Origin of the sequence: Xenorhabdus sp. TH1 (assembly GCF_037260955.1) — a bacterium.
Classification (GTDB): domain Bacteria; phylum Pseudomonadota; class Gammaproteobacteria; order Enterobacterales; family Enterobacteriaceae; genus Xenorhabdus; species Xenorhabdus griffiniae.
The window spans coordinates 2910064-2933148 of record NZ_CP147734.1; the positions used below are offsets into that span (position 1 = coordinate 2910064).

2 protein-coding genes (1 of these 2 only partly in view) are annotated in these 23085 nt (G+C 50.9%); both read right to left on the bottom strand.

What is annotated here, in order from left to right:
- The gene (locus tag WDV74_RS12885) at positions 1–21225 is read right to left on the bottom strand and encodes a non-ribosomal peptide synthase/polyketide synthase (protein ID WP_338883173.1); all 21225 of its coding nucleotides are present in this window, start codon (positions 21223–21225) and stop codon (positions 1–3) included.
- Positions 21222–23085: the end of a non-ribosomal peptide synthase/polyketide synthase gene (locus tag WDV74_RS12890; RefSeq protein WP_338883175.1), read on the bottom strand. It continues 24077 nt past the right edge of the window; only the last 1864 of its 25941 coding nucleotides appear in the window; its start codon lies off the right edge, out of view; it ends in the stop codon at positions 21222–21224. The genes WDV74_RS12885 and WDV74_RS12890 overlap by 4 nt, the downstream gene beginning before the upstream one ends.

The following is a 23085-nucleotide window of genomic DNA, read 5'->3' on the forward strand; positions in this document are numbered from 1 at the left end:
TTACTTCATGAAATACCTTTCAAAATTAGGATTATTTACATAATCCAACTTTTCCCATAACCAAGCGGCAAGCTGTTTAACTTGTGGGTTGGACAGCATAGTCATGTGATTACCAGATACGATCATCGTATTTAGCTGAGTGACATGTTTGGACCACATATTTTTGCGGGTTTCTGTTTCATTCAGGTCTCCTTCTTTGGCGTTGACCAGGTGGACGAGGCCTTCATAGCGGGCAGAAGGTGTATAATTTGCGTTCAGGTTGGCGTGCATAACCTGAACGATACCTTGCAACAGTGACATTGATGCTTGCGCAGGGAAAATACCGGCATTCACCAACGTTTTCAGCAGGAACTGAATTTGCTCATCTGATCCCTGGTTTTCAAAGTCTTGTCTCGTAAACGACAATGGTTGAGTCAACACCATGTTGTAGATATCGATCAACTTCATGAATGTTTCAACACGGTCAATCGCTTTAGGAACACTATCCTTTCGGTCAGGGGCTCTGCTATCAACGAGTATAAGATCGGTCACTCTTTCTCCTTGTGCCTGTAGTTGTAACGCAATCTCAAAGGCTATCCAACCACCGAAGGAATGACCTAACAGGTGATAGGGGCCATGAGGTTGTATTTGACGGATCGCTTGAACATAAGCATGAGCCGTACCTTCAACACTGATATAAGGAGGAAGCTGTGACTCTATTAGGCCACGAGGCTGCAAAGCGTGTACAGGTAGCTGGGGCGGAAATGACAATGCCAACGCAATAAAACTAGAGGCACTGGCACCTGCACCCGGAATACAGAAAAGCGGGGGAATCGTTGTAGTTCCTTTTTGGATAATGACACCCGGAGCATAAGAAGTAGGCAACAAGTGCTCAGTGATCGCATCGACCAATTGATTGATCAAAGGTTGTTGCATGATAGTGCTATGAGTTCCACCAATAGGATAAAGCACGGAATGCTCTGCAACAATATCGCGCCAACCACGCCAAGAGTCGTACCCAGAAGGTAACTGATCTGCTGTATAGAGAGAGATGGGTAGCGATGATGCGGGAGCAATATAGCTTCGACCAAATTGTAAAATGGTTCTTTGGGTATCGATACGAAGGAGGACATCCTCTTTTGTAATACCCGTTGGCAACCACTGACGTTCTTCACAAAAAGTAAGAACTTTGTTCAGGTCATTGATATGATAAAGTTTATCAAAATCAGGCTCATTAGCAATGTCCATATGATCACGTAAGTATTTAATAACCATATCGATATCTTTCTGCGTATCATTTATCGATCTGTTGGCATCAATACCAGTTTCACGGCTATACCCACTTTCAATATCAATTTTGAGGCCGCTAAAATTATAGGAATCGATCATCCCAAGGTATTTGATTTCTTCACCACTGTTAATCAATTGTAAAGCCATCTCGTAAACAATCACCCCCCCGATTGACCAACCTGCGAGGTAATAAGGACCGTGGGGTTGAACCCGACGAATAGCCTGGACATGGCAAGCAGCAAGCTCTTCAATAGACGTCGGAGGATTTTCTATTGTGTGGAAACCTAGTGCCTGTAACCCATAGACAGGTAATTCTGACGGTAGCAAAGTGGCTAGTAGCGAATAAACCAGCGGATCACCTGTGGTCTCGTGTACCAAGAATAATGGCGGTAAACTGCCTGAAGGGCTTAATGGCACAGGATTCACGTCAAAAGGCGAATTTGGTTTGATTGAGGCATCGCTACTATCGCTAATAGCGAGAGCCAAATCACATAACGTCGGATAAGAGAATAAAGTAGCCAACGAAATCTCCATACCTTGCTTACTCACGTAATTCAGTAATTGCACAGCTAACAGCGAATGACCGCCTAGCTCAAAGAAATGGTCATGACGGCCGACACGCTCCAGCCCCAGCAGGTCTTGCCAAATCTGCACCAACAGGGTTTCAACCTCCCCCTGTGGCGGCTCATAGCCACGCGACACAATAGCCAACTGGTCAGGGGCGGGCAGGGCCTTGCGGTCGAGTTTGCCGTTAGGGGTCAGCGGGAAAGTGTCAATCACGACAAAGGCGCCGGGCAGCATATACTCAGCCAAATGCTGTGCCAGCTCCTGACGCAGGTCAGCCGGGACCAGCTCAACCCCGGACTGGGCACGGAGATAGGCCACCAAACGGATATCACCGGCAGTATCTTCGCGGGCGATAACAACCGCTTCGCGCACGCCAGTACATTGAACCAGACGCGCTTCAATTTCCCCCAGTTCAATACGGAAGCCACGCAGCTTGACCTGAAAGTCGTTACGGCCGAGGTATTCGATACTGCCATCGGGCAACCAACGACCGAGGTCACCGGTTTTGTATAACCGGGCACCAGCCGTGTTGGAGAACGGGTCAGCCATAAAGCGTTCCGCCGTCAGTTCCGGGCGGTTAAGGTAACCACGGGTGACACCCGCCCCGCCGATATACAGCTCGCCCGTTACCCCAATCGGGACCGGCTGAGCATGGTGATCGAGGAGATAAGCACGCAGGTCAGGTAATGGCTGACCAATCAGGCTGCCACATCCTTCGGTGATATCCTCCCCGGTCAGTTCCCGATAAGTGGCATGGACGGTGATTTCGGTAATGCCGTACATATTCACCAGACGGGTCTGCTGAAGTGGGTTATTAGCAATCCAGGGGGCCAGCATCGGCAAGTCCAGTGCCTCCCCACCAAAGATAATACAACGCAGGGAATGCGCCGTGTCATCCTGTGCAGGGATAAGCTGACGGAAAGCACTGGGGGTCTGGTTCAGCACGGTCACACGTTCCTGACACAACAGCGCATAGAATGCCTGCGGTGAACGGGCACAGGCCGCCGGGACGATAACCAATCGACCACCATAGGATAAGGCGCCCCATATCTCCCATACCGAGAAATCAAAAGCAAATGAGTGGAACAGCGTCCAGACATCGTTGCTATTGAACTGGAAATCCCCTTGTGTTGCCGCTAACAGGCGAATGACATTCGCGTGTTCAACCATCACCCCTTTGGGCTGACCGGTGGAGCCAGAGGTGTAGATCACATAGGCCAGATGGCGTGAAGTCAGTCCCCGTGCCCGGCTGTCAGGATTGTTGGCCGGTTCTCTGTCAAAGACGCCTGGTGAGCGGGCATCAAGCACAACCGTAGGTAAGCGGCTGTCCACCCTTTCCACGAGCGCAGTCTGGATAAGTAATGCGACGGGAGCGGCATCCTCAAGCATATAGGCGAGCCGTTCAGTAGGATAGGCCGGGTCGAGTGGCAGATAGGCCGCGCCGGCTTTGAGTATCCCCAACAAGCCGACGACCATTTCCAGACTGCGTTCCACACAGATAGCAACGCGATCATCAGGCTGTACACCCAGTGCAATCAGATGATGAGCCAACTGGTTAGCCCGCTGGTTCAGTTCACCGTAACTGAGGGATTGTCCTTCAAATACCACGGCGATGGCGTCTGGGGTCAGCTCAGCCTGTTGCTCGAACAATTCATGGATCAGGGTTTCTCGTGGGAAGTCAGCCTGTGGGGCGTTGAAATCGACCAATACCTGCTGGCGTTCGGCGGCAGGTAGGATCGGCAGGCTCAAAACAAGTCGCTGAGGATCATTGATCAGAGCTTCAACCAGACCGCTAATGGCTGTTATCAGATAGTTAGCCACTCGGGTAGGATCGATTCCCGAAACGCTCTGGGTTAACAAACTGAATCTTTCTCCTAAGTCATCCACCGAAAGAGTCAATGGATAGTTTGTGCGCTCTTCTGCTGTCAACATGCGCATGCCACTCCAAACACTATCATCTGCTGCACCTGAGTGGCTATGACGGTAATTGAACAGAGTACTGAATAATGGCATTGGTAACTTCACCCCACTACAACGCTGGGCTAATGCCAGAGGAGCCTGCTCATGCTCAAGCAGTGCCGTTAAATCATGATAGGTGGCCTGCACCATTTCCAACACGCTACGATCTGCAAGAGATACCCGTACTGGCAGGGTGTTGATAAACATCCCCATCACCTGATCAGCACCAGAATAACCTTGCAGGCGCCCGAGCAGCACAGAACCAAAGACGACATCATCACGGTTGCTGGTCTGCGCCAACACCTGTGCCCAGGCGACATGGAACAGTACACTCGGGCTAATGCCCAAGCGGCGTGCCTGACTGCGGATCGCCTGTCCCAGCGTGATATCCAACTGCAAATAGGCTTCAGTCACTTCTTCACCGTCTCCCTGTACGTTAAGCAGACCAAAGGGAGCTGTTGGTGTATCAACGTCGGCGAAGCGGGCACGGAAATAGTCTTCGTGCACTGATTCCGGCACACTCAGGATTTGGGCAATAAAGTTACGGTACGGTAGTGGCACAGGAAGCGCTTCTGCATGTTCCTGTAACAGTAAGGTGATTTCGGATACGATAAGTTCCAGTGTCAGATGATCGCTGACTAAATGATGGAAACTCAGTGCCAATAACCATTCATGGTTGACCGGGTCATAGGCGATATCTGCAGCGAACAGCGGTGCCTGATTCAGGTTGAGACGGCACTGGCGTGGATCTGTGTGTACTTGTAACTGAGCCGGAACATTGTCCTTTGAAATCGGAACAAAGGTGTTCACTGGCAGCGATGCTTGACGCCAAACGACCTGAACAGGCTGTGTTAATCCTTGCCAACAGACGGCAGTACGCAAGATATCGTGGCGATCGATCACTTTTTGTAAAGCATTAAGGAAAGCATCAAGACGCTCACGGGTATCGAAAGCCACCATACTACGTAATAAATAGGCGTCTCCTTTCTCCTGTAATTGGTGATGGAACAGAATCCCTGCCTGCAATGGGGCAAGTGGGTAGATATCTTGTACATTCGCAGCTCCGCCGGGAACGGTGCTGACAATAATATCGATTTCCGCCTGAGAAAGGGTCACCAACGGTAGCAGATCTGGAGTAATCGCAGTGCAATCTTCGCCAATGAGATTAGGTGGTACGTTAAAAGCAGATTTACCCGGATTCGTTTGTATCATCTGAGCCATTTCAGCAAGCACAGGTGCGGAGAATACACTACGGACATCAAGTAACCAGCTAGCACTACGCAATCTTTCAATCAGGCTGACGGCCATTAATGAATGACCGCCGAGTTCAAAGAAGTGATCATGACGGCTGACGCATTCCAATCCCAACAGATCTTGCCAAATCTGTGCCAATGTAGTTTCCATCATACCCACAGGTGCTTCATAAGCACGCGTTGCCACAGCTAACTGGTCAGGAGCGGGAAGTGCTTGTCGGTCAAGTTTTCCGTTAGGCGTAAGCGGGAAGGTTTCTAGCGTGACAAAAGCACTAGGAAGCATATATTCAGCCAGATATTGTGCAAGATGCTGACGCAAATCAGTCGGCACAAGTTCAAAATTGGGCTGAGGCCGGAGATAAGCGACCAGACGTTTGTCACCAGGGATATCCTCGCGGAGGATAACAATAGCTTCCCGTACACCCAAACATTGAGTAAGACGCGCCTCGATCTCACCCAGTTCAATACGGAAACCGCGCAGTTTGACCTGAAAATCGTTACGGCCCAGATATTCGATGTTGCCATCGGACAGCCAGCGGCCGAGATCCCCGGTTTTATACATTCGAGAGCCAGAGACTGATGAAAACGGATCAGGAATAAAGCGGTCTTTCGTGAATTCCGGACGATTCAGATAACCACGGGCTACACCCGCACCGCCGATATAAATTTCACCCGCTACGCCAATCGGTACAGGTTGTCCCTGCGTGTCCAGAATATAGATCCGAGCATTGGCGATAGGATGGCCAATGGGAACATTAAACTGACTGTGAGAAATAACCTGATAAACAGATGCCCATACTGTCGTTTCTGTCGGGCCATATTCGTTATAGAGCGCAATAGGTAACTCTAATTGTTCAATTCGAGCATGAAGTTCAGGTAAGCAGCGTTCACCAGCGACAATGAGGGTCTGGAGAGATGCCACATCTTCTTTAGTCGCAAGTTGCAACAGATTCAGTGCCAATGAAGGAACACATAATAAGCAACTGATGTCATTCCGGCGTAGAGCCTGCAAAATAGTTGCAGGATCAACGGCACTCATTTGTTCTGGAAGGCACAAACATCCTCCACAAGTAAGCGTGCTGAAGATGCTGGCGAGGGAACTGTCAAATGCGATTGAAGACAAAAGCAAAAGCCGTTCAAGATGTTGATACGTCAAGTGGCGAGCATAGGTAGAAGCAACAATATTCCTATGTTCAACCATCACTCCTTTGGGCTGGCCGGTGGAGCCAGATGTATAGATGATATACGCCAAATGGTGTGGCGTTACCCCCAGTGTTTGAGCATCGGGATTATTCTCTGCGTAGATACTGAAAACTGAAGTATCGAGAAACACAGCAGGCAGGCTACTGTCCAGAGTCTTACTCAGCGCTGATTGGGTGAGAAGGGCCACAGGTTTAGCATCTTCAAGCATATAGGCCAGCCGTTCGGCCGGATAGGCTGGATCAAGTGGCACATAAGCACCACCCGCTTTAAGAATAGCCAGCAGCCCTACCACCATCTCCAGACTACGTTCAACACAGATAGCTACTCTATCGTCGGGCTGAACGCCCAGTGTAAGCAAATAATGAGCTAGACGATTGGCGCGACGATTCAGTTCACAGTAACTCAGCGACAGCCCCTCAAATATCACAGCAGTGGCGTCAGGGGTAAGCTCAGCCTGCTGTTCAAATAGTTCATGGATCAAAATATTCCGTGGGAAATCCGTCTCAGTGTCATTGAAATCCGCCAGTAACTGCTGACGTTCTTGTACAGGCAGGATAGGCAGGCTCAGAACAGAACGCTGGGGATCTGTTACCAGAGAATTCACCAGTCCATCAATCGCTGTCATCAAATAGGCGGATACTCGTGCGGGATCAATTCCTGCGATAGCCTGAACTGTCAGATTGAAACCTTCACCCAGATCATCCACGGAAAGACTCAGCGGATAGTTGGTGCGATCTTCGGTAGCCAGCACGCGGATACCGTTCCAGGTTGTATCAGTTTCACTTGTTTGACTATGACGGTAATTGAGCAGTGCACTAAACAGCGGCATTGGTGGTGCCACGCTACTACAGCGTTGCGCCAGCGTCAGAGGGGCTTGTTCATGTTCCAGCAGTGTCATTAGATCATGATAGGTATTCTGCACGACTTCCAGCACACTACGATCAGCGAGAGATATTCTTAATGGCAAGGTATTGATAAACATCCCCATTACCCGATCGGCACCAACAGAACCTTGTAGACGACCGAGTAACACGGAACCGAAAACCACATCGTCACGACCACTGGTTTGTGCCAACACCTGAGCCCAGGCAACATGGAACAGAACCCCAGGACTGATACCCAAACGGCGAGCCTGGCTGCGGATCGCCTGTGCTAGTACTGGGTTCAGAGGTAAACTGGCTTCAGCAATATTTTCTCCATTATCCTGTATATTAAGCAGACCAAAGGGGGCGGTTGGAGCATCAACATCGGCAAGCTGAGCGCGAAAATAATCCTCATGCACCGAAGCTGGCACGCTCAGAGTTTGGGCAATGAAGTTACGGTACGGCAGTGGATTGGGCAAATCCTCAATACGTCCCTGTAATAACAATTGAATTTCATCAACAATAAGCGCCAGAGTCATGTGATCGCCAATCAAATGGTGAAAATTCAGCACCAGCAGCCATTCGTGGCTAGCCGGATCATGGGCGATGTCTGCTGCAAACAGGGGTGCCTGACTAAGATCAAGCCGGCGTTGACGCGGATGAGTGTAGGCCTGCAATTGTGCCAACACATTGTCCTCTGAGGCTGGCACAAAGGTATTTACTGATAGTGTCGCCTGTCTCCAGACTACCTGAACAGGTTGGGACAGTTCTTGCCAGCAAGTGGCAGTGCGCAAGATATCATGGCGATCAATAACTTGTTGCAGAGCGTTAAGGAAAGCATCGAGACGTTCACGCGTATCGAAAGCCATCAGACTGCATAATAGATATGTATCCCCTTGTTCTTGCATCCGATGGTGGAACAAAATGCCTTCCTGTAACGGTGCAAGCGGATAGATATCTTGCACATTGGCGGCGCCGCCAACCACGGTCTCGACAACACGATCTATTTCTGGCTGGGACAAGGTTACCAGTGGCAGCATATCGGGGGTAATAACAGTACAGCTTTCAGGAATTCGGTTAGGTGGCACAACAAAGGTTGATTCAGCCTGAGTAGCCCGGATAGTTTTAGCCATATCGGAGAGCACCGGTGCTGAAAAGACACTGCGGACATCAAGCAACCAACCCGCACTGCGTAACTGTTCAATCAGACTGACAGCCATCAATGAATGGCCACCAAGTTCGAAGAAGTGGTCATAACGACCAATGCATTCCAGGCCTAACAGATCTTGCCAGATCTGTACCAGCGTGGTTTCCAGCTCACCCACTGGTGCTTCATAGCCACGTGTGACTACCGCTGACTGATCAGGAGCCGGTAATGCCTGACGGTCGAGTTTGCCGTTAGGCGTAAGTGGGAAAGTTTCCAACACCACAAAAGCACTGGGCAGCATATAATCTGCCAGATGCTGTGCTAATTCTTGGCGCAAGTCAGCCGGCACCAGTTTGATATCAGGCTGAGTTCGAAGGTAGGCCACCAAACGTTTGTCGCCGGGGGTATCCTCGCGGGCGATAACAACGGCCTCATCTATTTCTGGGCATTGAACCAGACGCGCTTCAATTTCACCCAATTCAATACGGAAACCACGCAGTTTAACCTGAAAATCGTTACGCTCGAGGTATTCGATATTACCGTCCGGTAACCAGCGACCGAGATCACCTGTTTTATAAAGGCGAGCGTCTGGCACTGTTGAGAAAGGGTCAGGAATAAAACGCTCCGCGGTGAGTTCAGGGCGGTTGAGATAACCACGAGCAACGCCAACACCGCCGATATGGATCTCTCCAGCCACACCGAGAGGGACTGGCTGGCCTTGCATGTCCAGAATATAAATTTGAGTATTAGCAATAGGTCGGCCGATAGGCGGCACTTTCTCATCTTGAGCATTGCACAGATAAAGCGTTGCACAGACCGTACTCTCCGTTGGGCCATAAGCGTTGAACATCCGTCGTCCTGTTGCCAATCGCTTGATCAGCGTTGGTGAACAAACTTCACCGCCTACAACCAAAGTCTGTAATGTCGCAGGTACTGAATCCAATGCAGCCAATGCTGTCGGCGTCAAGAGCATGTGGGTAATGGCATTTTCCTTCAGGGTATGGAACAGTTCAGCCCCCGGCAAAAGGTTAGTACGTTGGGCGAGATAGAGACAAGCACCTGTCAGAAGTGCCATACAACATTCCTGCATACAAACATCAAAGCTGAAAGAAGCAAGCTGCAATAGACGGCTATCAGCGGTAATGTCGAGAGTTCTTGTCTGAGCATCAATCAGATTACATAAGCTACGGTGCTCAACCATGACGCCTTTCGGTTGTCCAGTGGAACCAGAAGTATAAATTACATAGGCCAAATGGCGTGAGGTTAGCCCCAGTGTCTGAACATCAAGGTTTTCTTCTGATTCTTTATCAAAGGCAGTTGATTCCTGGGAAACAGAGAGTCCTTGAGCATCAAGCACCACAGTAGGCAGATTGCTGTCAAGTATTTCAACGAGTGCGGATTGGGTGAGCAGAGCAACCGGTGCTACATCATCAAACATATAGGCCAGTCGTTCGGTCGGATAGGCGGGATCAAGTGGAACATACGCACCACCAGATTTAAGAATAGCCAACAACCCTACTATCATTTCCAGACTACGTTCAACACAAATAGCGACTCGATCATCGGGTTGTATCCCCAAGGCAAGCAAATAATGAGCCAGACGATTAGCGCGACGGTTCAGTTCACTGTAGGTAAGCGCCCCCCCTTCAAACACCACAGCTGTGGCATCAGGAGTACGATTAACCTGTTGCTCAAACAGTTCATGGATAAGCACCTCCTGCGGGAAGTCTGTTTGTGTCGCATTGAAATCTACCAATAACTGTTGACGTTCTGTGGCAGGCAGGATTGGCAGGCTCAATATCGGCCGCTGGGGTTCAGTTGCTAACGTATCTACCAATCCGCTGATAGCAGTGATCAAGTAGTTGACCAACCGTAACGGATCAACACCCGCAACGGTCTGGGCAAGCAAACTAAAGTCTTCCCCTAAATCATCTACTGATAGGGTTAGCGGATAGTTGGTACGTATTTTTTCGTTCAATATACGCATACCATCCCAGACGTTATCAACCGTACCTGGCTGGCTATGGCGGTAATTGAGCAAGGCACTGAATAGCGGCAGCGGCGGATTTACGCCACTACAGCGTTGTGCCAGTGTCAGAGGGGTTTGTTCATGCTCCAACAGTGCCATCAAATCACTGTAAGTAGCTTGCACAGCTTCCAGCACACTACAGTCAGCAAGCGTTATCCGCACTGGTAGCGTATTGATAAACATTCCCATGACTTGATCGGCTCCGGCCGAGCCTTGCAGACGACCAAGTAGCACAGTGCCGAAGACCACATCATCGCGGCCGCTGGTTTGAGCCAACATCTGAGCCCAGGCAACATGGAACAATACACCGGGGTTGATCCCCAGACGACGAGCCTGAGTACGTATCGCCTGTGCCAGAGTGGTATCCATCAGCAAACGGGCTTCGGTAATATCCTCACCATCACCCTGTATATTAAGCAAACCAAAGGGAGCAGTTGGGGCATCAAAATCAGACAATCGCGTGCGGAAATAACTCTCGTGTACTGAGGCGGGTACGCTCAGGACTTGAGCAATAAAGTTACGATAAGGCAGAGGGATCGGCAGGGTTTCTGCCTGCCCCTGTAATAACTGGATAATTTCGGCAATGATAAGCCCTAATGTCATATGGTCACAAACCAGATGATGTAAACTCAGAGCCAACAGCCATTCATTGTTGGCTGAATCGAGAGCAATATCGGCAACACATAGCGGCGCTCGACTCAGATCGATCTGACGCTGACGTGGATCGGTGTGGGCCTGTAATTGGGCCGGGATATTGTCTGCGGAGGTTGGCACAAAAGTTGTTACAGACAGTGGTGCCTGACGCCAGACCACCTGCACAGGCTGTGTTAATCCCTGCCAGCAAACAGCGGTACGCAGGATATCATGACGATCGATTACCTGTTGTAGCGCCTTAAGGAAGGCGTCGAGGTGCTCACGAGTATCAAAAGCAATCAGGTTATTTAACAGATAAGCATCGCCTTGTTGCTGTAGCCTGTGGTGGAACAAAATCCCTTCCTGTAACGGTGCCAGCGGATAAATATCCTGTACATTAACGGCTCCGCCCGCCACCGTGTTGACAACCGTGTCAATTTCCGCCTGAGACAATGCCACCAAAGGCAACAGGTCAGGTGTAATCGCTGTACAGCCTTCGGGGATCCGATTAGGCGGCACCAGAAAGGCCGGTTCCCCCTGATTCGTCTGGATAACCTGTGCCATGTCAGTGAGCAGAGGCGTGGAAAAAACCGTGCGGACATCAAGCAGCCAGCCGGCATTACGCAGTTGTTCAATCAGGCTGACCACCATGAGTGAGTGACCGCCAAGCTCAAAGAAATGGTCATAACGGCCGACGCGTTCCAGCCCCAGCAAGTTTTGCCAAATCTGTGCCAGTGTGGTTTCCAATTCCCCTTCCGGTGCCGCATAGTCGCGTGTAACAACCGCTGACTGCTCAGGGGCAGGCAGGGCTTTGCGGTCAAGTTTGCCGTTAGGGGTCAGCGGGAAGGTCTCCAGCATCACAAAGGCGCTGGGCAGCATATAGTCAGCCAGATGCTGTGCCAGTGCCTGACGTAAGTCAGCCGGCGCCAGTACCACACCGGACTGGGATCGGAGATAGGCCACCAGACGGGTATCCCCCGGCATGTCTTCACGGGCGATAACAACTGCCTCATTCACGCCGGAACATTGAACCAGGCGCGCTTCAATTTCCCCCAGTTCAATGCGGAAACCGCGTAACTTAACCTGAAAGTCGTTACGGCCGAGGTATTCGATGCTGCCATCCGGCAACCAGCGGCCGAGGTCCCCGGTTTTGTATAACCGGGCACCAGGCGTGTTGGAGAACGGGTCAACCATAAAGCGTTCCGCCGTCAGTTCCGGGCGGTTAAGGTAACCACGGGCCACCCCCACGCCACCGATATGGAGTTCACCGGAAACCCCCATTGGCACGGGCTGACCCAGAGTATCCAGAATATACATTTGGGTATTGGCAATCGGGCGGCCAATAGGGACAAAGTGACGCTTATCGTCAGGCTGGCAAGCCCAATAGGTGACATCAATTGCCGCCTCAGTTGGGCCATACAGATTGTGCAGTCCAGCATGAAAACGGGCGAAGAAGCACTGTTGCAGCTCTGCTGACAAGGCCTCACCGCTGCAAATCACCCGTTTAAGGGTGGCACAGGTGTGCTGGGGTGCAATCCCCTGCACAAACTGTTGCAACATGGACGGGACAAAATGCAGTGTCGTGATACCTGCGGTATCAATCAGCCGAGCCAGATAATCCACATCTTTATGGCCTTCGGGACGGGCCATCACCAGACGGGCACCATAAAGCAGAGGCCAGAAGAACTCCCAGACCGACACATCGAAACTGAACGGGGTTTTCTGCAAGACCCGGTCATGGACGGTCAGGCCATAAGTTTCCTGCATCCAGACCAGACGGTTACAGAGGGCACGATGGCTGTTCATCACCCCTTTCGGTTGCCCGGTGGAACCGGAGGTATAAATGACATAGGCCAGGTGATGTGACGTCAGCCCCAATGTCCGGGCATCAAGGTTTTCAGCCGGCAAGCTATCCCAGACAGATAATGCCGGGGTATCCAGCACAACGACAGGCAGACGGCTGCCTAAGATTTTCACCTGGGCGGCCTGAGCCAGCAGGGCCACGGGGGCGGCATCCTCCAGCATATAGGCCAGCCGTTCAGCCGGATAGGCCGGGTCGAGGGGCACGTAGGCCGCACCGGCTTTCAAGATAGCCAACAGCCCGACGACCATTTCCAGACTGCGTTCGGCACAGATAGCCACCCTGTCATCAGGCTGGACGCCCAGTGTCAGCAGATGATACGCCAGTTGGTTGGCACGGCGGTTGAGTTCACGGTAACTGAGGGATTGTCCTTCCAACTCCACCGCGATGCTTTCAGGCGTGCGTTCCACTTGTTGCTCGAACAGCTCGTGGATCAACGCTTCTTGCGGGAAATCCGCCTGCGTCGCATTGAAATCCACCAACAGTTGTTGACGTTCAGCAGAAGGCAACACTGGTAAACTCAGAATAGAGCGCTGGGGTTCAGTTATCAGCGCATTAATCAGACTGCTAATAGCGGTGGCCAAATAGTTTGCTATCCGTACGGGTTCGATACCTGTAATGGTTTGAGCGACTAAGTTGAAACCTTCTCCTAAATCATCTACCGAAAGAGTGAGTGGATAGTTGGTACGCTCCTCAGCGGTCAGTAGACGAATGCCGTTCCAACCGCTATTCGCCGAATTTGATTGGCTATGACGATAATTGAACAGCGTACTGAATAACGGTAATGGTGGAGTCACTCCACTACAGCGTTGCGCTAACGTCAGGGGAGCTTGTTCATGCTCCAGTAGTATCGTCAGGTCACGGAAAGTGGATTGCACCACTTCCAGCACACTACGATTGGCAAGAGCTACCCGTACTGGCAGCGTATTGATAAACATCCCCATTACCCGATCAGCTCCGGCCGTACCGTGTAGGCGACCTAGCAGCACGGAACCGAAAACCACATCATCACGGCCGCTGGTCTGTGCCAACACTTGAGCCCAGGCGACATGGAACAGCACACCTGGGCTAATTCCCAGACGGCGAGCCTGATCGCGGATCGCTTGTGCCAGCGTGTGATCCAAAGGTAAACGGGCTTCTGTGATATCCCCACCGTCACTTTGCACATTAAGCAGCCCAAATGGAGCGGTTGGCGCATCGACGTCGGCAAGTTGGGCGCGGAAGTAATCCTCATGTACCGACATGGGTACACTCAGGTTCTGGGCAATAAAGTTACGATAAGGCAGTGGTACTGGCAGAGCGTCTGTTTGCCCCTGTAATAACAGGTAAATCTCATTGATGATAAGCTCTAAGGTCATATGATCACCCACCAAATGGTGGAAATCCAAGCCCAATAGCCATTCATTATTATTAACCGGATCGTAGGCAATATCGGCGGTAAGCAATGGTGCTTGACTGAGATCGAGCCGACGTTGGCGTGGATCAGTATGCGCCCGCAATTGAGCCTGCACATTATCCGTGGAAGCAGGTACAAAATTAGTTACCGCCATCGGTGCTTGACGCCAAACTACCTGTACGGGCTGCGCCAGTCCTTGCCAGCAAACAGCCGTGCGTAGGATGTCGTGGCGGTCAATGATTTGTTGCAAGGCGTTAAGGAAAGCGTCGAGCCGTTCACGGCTATCAAAGGCAATCAGGCTGTTTAACAGATAGGAATCGCCTTGTTCTTGTAGCCGATGATGGAACAAAATACCTTCCTGTAGTGGTGAAAGAGGATAAATATCCTGCACATTAGCGACTCCACCTGCCACGGTTTTAACGATAGTGTCAATTTCTGTTTGAGACAGTGCCACCAATGGCAGTAGATCAGGAGTAAGTTCAGTACACCCTTCAGGAATCCGGTTAGGTGGTACAGTGAAGACAGATTCACCCTGATATGTCTGAATAATCCGCGCCATATCAGAGAGGATCGGTGCTGAGAAGACAGCACGGGCATCAAGTGCCTGTCCCTGTCGGCGCAGTCGTTCAATCAGACTGACAACCATCAATGAATGACCGCCAAGCTCGAAGAAATGGTCATAACGACCAATGCGTTCCAGTCCCAACAGGTCTTGCCAAATTTGCGCTAGTGTTATTTCCAGCTCTCCCTTAGGAGCCTCATAGCTTCGTGTTACTACAGCAGACTTTTCTGGTGCAGGCAGAGCCTTCCGATCGAGTTTACCGTTAGGCGTAAGCGGGAACGTTTCCAGTGTCACAAAAGCACCAGGCAACATATATTCGGCTAGATGTTTGGCAAGTTGTTGGCGCAATTCGGCTGGCACCAGTTCAATATCAGGTTGAGCCAACATATAGGCCACTAAGCGTTTATCGTCAGGCGTATCCTCACGAGCTATAACAATGGCTTCACGTACTCCCGTGCATTGTGTGAGGCGCGCTTCGATTTCACCCAGTTCGATACGGAAACCGCGCAGCTTGACTTGAAAGTCGTTACGGCCGAGATATTCAATGTTGCCATCTGGTAGCCAGCGGCCGATGTCACCCGTTTTATACAGACGAGCCTCTGATATTGCAGAGAATGGATCAGGAATAAATCGCTCCGCCGTCAGCTCTGGACGGTTCAGATAACCACGGGCTACACCAACACCGCCGATATGAATCTCTCCAGCCACACCGAGCGGAACTGGCTGACCTTGGGTATCCAGAATATAAATTTGCGTATTGGCGATAGGCCGGCCTATCGGTGGCACTCTCTCATCTTGGGAGTCGCATGGGTAGAAGGTTGCACAGACTGTACCTTCCGTCGGTCCATAAGCATTGATGAGGTGCCGTCCTGTTGCCCAGCGCTTAACCAACGATGGTGGACAAATTTCACCGGCCAGAACCAGAATGGCCAGGTCAGGCAATTCAGCATCAGATCTTAAGGTACTGGCTGCAACAGGTGGCAGTGTTACATGAGTGATCGCCTGAGTTTTCAGTGTATTAATCAGCGCCTCACCAGGTAACAGAGCTTCACGAGATGCCAAAACAAGGCAGGCACCTTGACACAGTGTGGTCGCAATTTCAGAGATGCAGGCATCAAAGCTGAAAGAAGCAAACTGCAATAGTCGGGTATTCGTTGTGATATGGAATGCTTCAATTTGTGCCTGAATCAGATTGTACAGACCACGATGCTCAACCATCACCCCTTTAGGCTGACCGGTGGAGCCAGAGGTATAGATAACATACGCCAGATGGTGTGAAGCCAGCCCCAGAGTTCGGGCATCAGGATTACTTGTTGCGTAGGCATCGAAGACTGGAGCATCAAGCAGTACAGTAGGCCTGTCGCCGCTCAGTGTTTTAACCAGTGAAGTCTGGGTTAGCAGTACCACTGGCGTCGCATCATTCAGCATATAGGTCAGCCGTTCGATCGGATAGGCGGGATCAAGCGGCACATAGGCGGCACCTGCTTTTAGAATACCTAGTAATCCCACTATCATTTCCAGGCTACGTTCAACACAAATGGCGACACGGTCATCAGGTTGGACACCCAGCGCAAGCAAATGGTGCGCCAGTTGGTTGGCACGATGGTTTAGTTCAGCGTAACTGAGGGTACGCTCTTCAAACACCACAGCCGTAGCGTCAGGGGTACAGGCTGCCTGTTGCTCGAACAATTCATGAATGAGAGCCGTCTGTGGGACGTTCCGTTCAGTGGCATTAAAGTTCACCAGTAACTGCTGACGTTCTGAAGCAGGCAGTATATCCACACTCAGGGCTGGAGTATTCGGTGCGTCTGCTAATAGCAATATCAATTGTTCCAGCGCTCTGACCAAATAAGCGTTCACTCTGACCGGATCGACCGTGTTGATGGTTTGGGCTGATAACGCAAAAGAGTCACCATCATCGTCAATCGAAATCCCCACCGGATAGTTAGTGCGTTCGCGTCCACCCAGACTTGTCACGCCAAATTGATCGAGATTAGGTGAGTCGGCATTCATATCACTCATATGCCGGCAATTTAATAGAGAACTGAACAACGGCATATTACCGAATCCACTATAACGCTGCACAAGAGACAAGGGAGTCTGTTCATAACGCAGTAAATTGGCACATGTGTCATTCGCTGTTCTGACTAGTTCCTCAACACTGATCCTGTTCAGTTTCAGTCTGACAGGCAGGGTATTGATGAACATTCCCAGCGCACTCGGACTCCCTGCCAAGCCCGACATACGGCCTGACAAGGTGGTGCCGAATACGACATCGTCATGGCCACTGGTACGGGCGACAACCAGTGCCCAACCTGCATGGAACAAGGCCGCGGGGCTAGTACCCAGCCTGCGTGCTGTTTCACGGATCGTACGTGAGAATGTGGCAGTAAGGTACTGACGGGCTTCTGTAATATGTTCGCCCCCTTCCTGAACATTAATCAGGCCAAAAGGTGCTGTCACTTCATCGAAGTCCGCCAGATATTCCCGGAAAAAAGTTTCCGCTGCCTGAATGTTGTCTTTCTGGCGTGTATAAGCAACAAAGTTCCGGTAAGGTACCGATGGCGGTAAATCGCCCCCCTTCCCCGTTAAGAAAGCGGCCGTTTCTGTGAGAAAGTTCCGCAATGAGAGGTTATCGTCGATGATGTGATGGAATTGAAGCAATACATATAACTTGGATGAACCTGGGTCAGCCGCGATTTGTAAATGTATCAATGGTGCCTGGGTTAAATCCATGTACGAGTGTGATAACGTCATACGCGCTTGCAGACTGGCAACCACGTCATTGTCATCTTCAACTGTCAGGTAATAAACAGGCAAAGGGGCGTGCCGATGCACAACTTGAACGGGTTGAGGCAGTTCATTCCAATGGATAGCGGTACGCAGGATATCATGCCGGTCGATGACTGCCTGTAATGCCGCTGTAAAGGCTTCAAGATCTGTCTGGTTTTCAATGCTCAATAGTGACGAAATAACGTATGGATCTTTGGCCGGTTCTAGCAAATGGTGGAACAGGATACCTTCCTGCAATGGGGCAAGCGGATAAATATCCTGCACATTGGCGGCTCCACCAGGAACTGCATTGACGATGGTGTCAATTTCCGTCTGTGACAGCGCTACCAAAGGCAACATGTCGGGAGTCAATACTGTGCAGCCTTCAGGAATATGGTTAGGCGGCACAATGAAGGCCGGCTCCCCTTGATATGTCTGAATAGCCTGAGCCAAATCAGCCAGAACTGGTGCAGTGAATACCGTGCGGACGTCCAACTCCCAACCAACGTGGTGCAGTCGCTCGATAACACGGACAATCAGCAATGAGTGACCGCCGAGTTCGAAGAAATGGTCATAACGACTAACGCGTTCCAATCCCAGCAGGTCTTGCCAAATCTGCGCCAGCATAGTTTCCAGTTCACCCATCGGTGCCACGTAGTCGCGTGTAGCCACTGCTGACTGGTCAGGGGCCGGCAATGCCTTGCGGTCGAGCTTGCCGTTAGGGGTCAGCGGGAACACATCAATCATGACAAAAGCGCTGGGCAGCATATACTCTGCCAAATGCTGCGAAAGTGTCTGACGCAACTCAGCCGGCACCAACTCAACACCGGATTGTGGCCGAAGATAGGCTACCAGACGGGTATCACCCGGAATGTCTTCACGGGCGATAACAACCGCCTCCCGCACGCCTGCACATTGAACCAGACGCGCTTCAATTTCCCCCAATTCAATGCGGAAACCTCGTAGTTTGACCTGAAAGTCATTACGACCGAGATATTCGATACTGCCATCCGACAACCAGCGACCGAGGTCACCGGCTTTATACAACCGGGCTTCGGGTGTGCTGGAGAATGGATTAGCAATAAAACGTTCCGCAGTGAGTTCAGGGCGGTTGAGGTAGCCACGGGTGACACCGGCACCGCCGATATACAGCTCACCCGTAACGCCAATCGGGACTGGTTGAGCGTGATTATCGAGGAGGTAAACGCGCAGATCGGGTAATGGCTGACCAATCAGGCTACCACGTCCTCCGGTAATATCCTCCTCGGTGAGTTCCCGATAGGTGGCATGGACGGTGATTTCGGTAATACCGTACATATTCACCAGACGAGTTTGTTGAACAGGATTATTAGCAATCCAAGGCGCCAGCATCGGCAATTCCAGTGCTTCACCGCCGAAGATAATGCAGCGCAGGGAATGTGCCGTTTCATCCTGAGCAGGGATAAGTTGGCGAAAAGCACTGGGGGTCTGATTCAGCACGGTCACACGTTCATGGCACAACAGCTCATAGAACGCCTGTGGCGAACGGGCACAGACCGCCGGGACGATAACCAGCTTGCCACCGTAAGACAAGGCTCCCCATATCTCCCACACCGAGAAATCAAAGGCAAATGAGTGGAACAGGGTCCAGACATCATTGTGGTCAAATTGGAAATAGTTTTGTGTTGCGGCTAACAGGCGAATAACATTCGCGTGTTCAACCATCACCCCTTTGGGTTGACCAGTAGAGCCGGAGGTGTAGATCACATAGGCCAAATGGCGTGAAGTCAATCCCTGTGCGCGGCAGTCCGGATTACTATCCGATTCTTTGTCAAAGACGGATGAGGAATGGGCATCAAGCATAACAGTAGGCAGTTGGCTGCCTAAGATTTCCACTTGAGTAGTCTGGGTCAGCAAAGCCACGGGAGCGGCATCGTTAAGCATATAGGTCAACCGTTCAGCCGGATAAGCCGGATCGAGCGGCAGATAGGCTGCGCCGGCTTTGAGAATACCCAACAGGCCGACGATCATTTCCAGACTGCGTTCGGTACAGATAGCCACCCGATCATCGGGTTGTACGCCCAGAGCAAGCAGACGATGGGCCAGCCGATTAGCGCGGCGGTTCAGTTCATCGTAGCTAAGGGATTGTCCTTCAAACACCACGGCGATAGCGTCAGGGGTCAGTTCAGCCTGTTGTTCGAATAGTTCATGGATTAGCACTTCTTGTGGAAAGTCAGCCTGTGGGGCATTGAAATTCGTCAGCACCTGCTGGCATTCTGTAACAGACATCATGGGCAGAGATGAAATAGTCTGTGTCACATCTGCGACCATTGCCTTTAGTACGTTCTCAAGGTAACCCGCTATACGAATGACAGTATCCTGATCGAACAAATCAGTCGCATATTCCAGTTTCCCAATCAAGCCAGAGGTAGTTTCTGTAAGTAACAGTGTCAGGTCAAATTGGGCATTGCGTTGTGGTTGCTCAATGAGTGAAACTGCCAGATCTGGCAGTTTCATCTCCTTCTCTGGGGTGTTGTTCAGCGCCAGCATGACCTGAAAGATGGGATTGTAGCCCAGACTGCGCGCTGGCTGCAGAGCTTCCACTACCTGCTCGAAAGGTAAATCCTGATGTGCATAAGCGGCGATCGTCCGTTCACGAACCTGTGTAAGTAGTTCGGACAAAGTACTGCATTGGCCGGGTTCAACACGCAAGGCCAAGGTATTGGCGAAAAAGCCAATCAGACCTTCCAATTCTCTGCGTGTGCGATTGGCAACGGGAGTACCGATGACGATATCGTCCTGACCACTGAGGCGAGCAAGGACAACCGCCCAGGCTGAGAGCAGAGTCATAAACAGGGTCGTATCCTGTTTTTGGCTCAGCGCTTTGATGGAGGCGAGTACTTCAGCGCTCAGGTGGACAGGCACTTGACTGCCGGTATAACTCTGTACCGACGGACGTGGCCGATCAGTAGGCAATTCAAGCAGGGCCGGTGCTCCTCGGAGTTGGTGGCACCAGAAATCACGCTGCTTGATAAAGTTGTCTCCTTGCAACTCGCGGCGTTGCCAGTCGGCATAGTCAGCATATTGAATAGGCAGCGGGGGTAACAAAGCGTTGTGGCCATCAAGAGCAGCGTGATAGAGCGCAGTGAGTTCACGAACCATGATGCCGATGGACCAGCCATCAGAGATAATATGATGCTGAGTCAGCAACAACACGTGCTCATCATCGGCCAATTGCAGCAATTGACCACGAATAAGTGGGCCTTGGATGAAATCAAAAGGCGTGCATGTCTCATCTTCGGCAAGTTCGGCAACCCGATTATTGCGGGCGTTTTCGCTTAAAGAACGCAGATCCAAACAGGTGAGTGAGAAACCAATGTCTACAGGAGCGATCTGCTGACAGGGCTGACCATCAACCAATGTAAAGTGAGTGCGCAGACTCTCCTGGCGGGCGACAAGGCTATCAAGCGCTGAGGTGAGTGCCTGCGGATTCAGCTTACCTGAAAGCCGCAAGGCCACAGGTATATGGTAGGCCAGACTGGCGGCAGAATCGAACTGTCCGAGGAACCACAGCCGCTGTTGAGCAAAGGACAATGGTAAAGGTTTATGGCGATCGGCTTTCCTTATCGATAAATGCAATTGGCGATCTCCGTGTTTTTTTAACTGTTCTTTAAGTTTTTTCTCTAAAACGGCCCGCTTGAGCATCTCGATATTCATGTTATTTTTGGTCATTGATTAGTATCTCCATCTAAAATCGCCATTAACTCTTCTATCGACATTGAATCGAGGTCACTCTTTATTGATTCAACACCATTCCCCCATGCAGAACTCATTTGCGCAGAGAGAATGACTTCTGCTAATTCTGATAATTTTGGGGATTGGAAAATTGAGACGATGGGTATGTCTATTAAAAATTCAGTTTGTATATGCGTTATTAATTGCACAGCGATGAGCGAATGACCGCCTATCTCAAAGAAATGGTCATAACGTCCAACGCGCTCCAATCCCAACAATTCTTGCCAGATCTGAGCCAGAGTGCTCTCCACTTCTCCAACAGGTTCCTCATAACCGCGTACTGCCACGGCTGACTGTTCAGGAGCAGGCAACGCTTTACGGTTAAGCTTGCCATTAGGAGTCAGCGGGAAAGTTTCCAACGTCACAAAGGCACTGGGCAGCATGTATTCTGCTAAATGCTGGGCGAGTTGTTGGCGCAATTCAGCTGGCACGAGTTCAGCGTCAGGTTGAGGAAGCAGATAAGCCACAAAGCGAGTAGCCCCCGGACTATCTTCACGGGCGATGACAACTGCTTCGCGCACCCCTGAACACTGAGAAAGACGTGCTTCGATCTCGCCAAGTTCAATGCGGAAACCACGCAGTTTGACTTGAAAGTCATTGCGGCCCAGATACTCAATGCTGCCATCCGATAACCAACGACCGAGATCGCCAGTTTTATACATTCGAGCACCCGTGACCGATGAGAATGGATTAGGCATGAAACGCGCTGCCGTCAGGTCTGGACGGTTCAGATAACCGCGCGCAACACCGGCACCACTAATATAGATCTCACCGACAACACCGAGAGGGGCTGGTTGGCCTTGTTTATCCAGAATATAGACCTGGGTATTGGCAATAGGATGACCGATGGAAGACGACATTCGGGTCAGGTTGTTTAACGTGGACCAAACTGTCGTTTCCGTTGGCCCATATAAATTCCAGAGCATAGGAACCTGTTGGAGCAACTGCGTTGCTAGTGTTTCCGGCAACGCTTCCCCACCGCACAACACTTTAAACTTAGCTGGCAGAGTGAAATTCGGTAGTTGCAACAACATACGCCACGTTGAGGGAGTTGCCTGCATGAGTGAAACATCATGGCGAATAATCAAGGCGGCCAATTGCTGTGCATCTGCTGCTTGCGCCTGAGTCGCCAGTATGATTCGTGCCCCTGTCAATAACGGCAGGAATAGCTCCAAAATGGAAATATCAAAGGAGAGAGAGGTCACACTTAGTATAATATCCTCTTCCGTAATACCGGGTTCCTTGCTCATCGAACACAGGAAGTTAACAACATTACTGTGTTCAACCATGACTCCCTTTGGTTTCCCCGTCGAACCCGAGGTATAAATCACATAGGCCAGATGATGGAAGGCCAAGCCTAATGTCCGGGCATCAGGATTACTTTCTGTGCAAACATTGCATAGAGGAACATCAAGCAATACAGTGGGCAAATTGCTGTCCAGTATCTCCATCAAGGCAGTTTGAGTCAGCAATGCCACGGGAGAGGCATCATCAAGCATATACGCCAGTCGTTCGGCCGGATAGGCTGGATCAAGCGGTACATAGGCTGCACCTGCCTTGAGGATACCCAGTAATCCCACTATCATTTCCACACTGCGCTCAACGCAGATGGCTATCCGATCATCCGGCTGCACACCAAGTGTGAGCAAATAATGGGCCAGCCGGTTGGCACGTCGGTTCAACTCGCTATAGCTTAGAGATTGCCCCTCAAAAACTACCGCAGTGGCGTCCGGCGTGCGGACTGCTTGTTGCTCAAATAACTCATGGAGCAGAGACTCTCTTGAGAAGTCAGCCTCG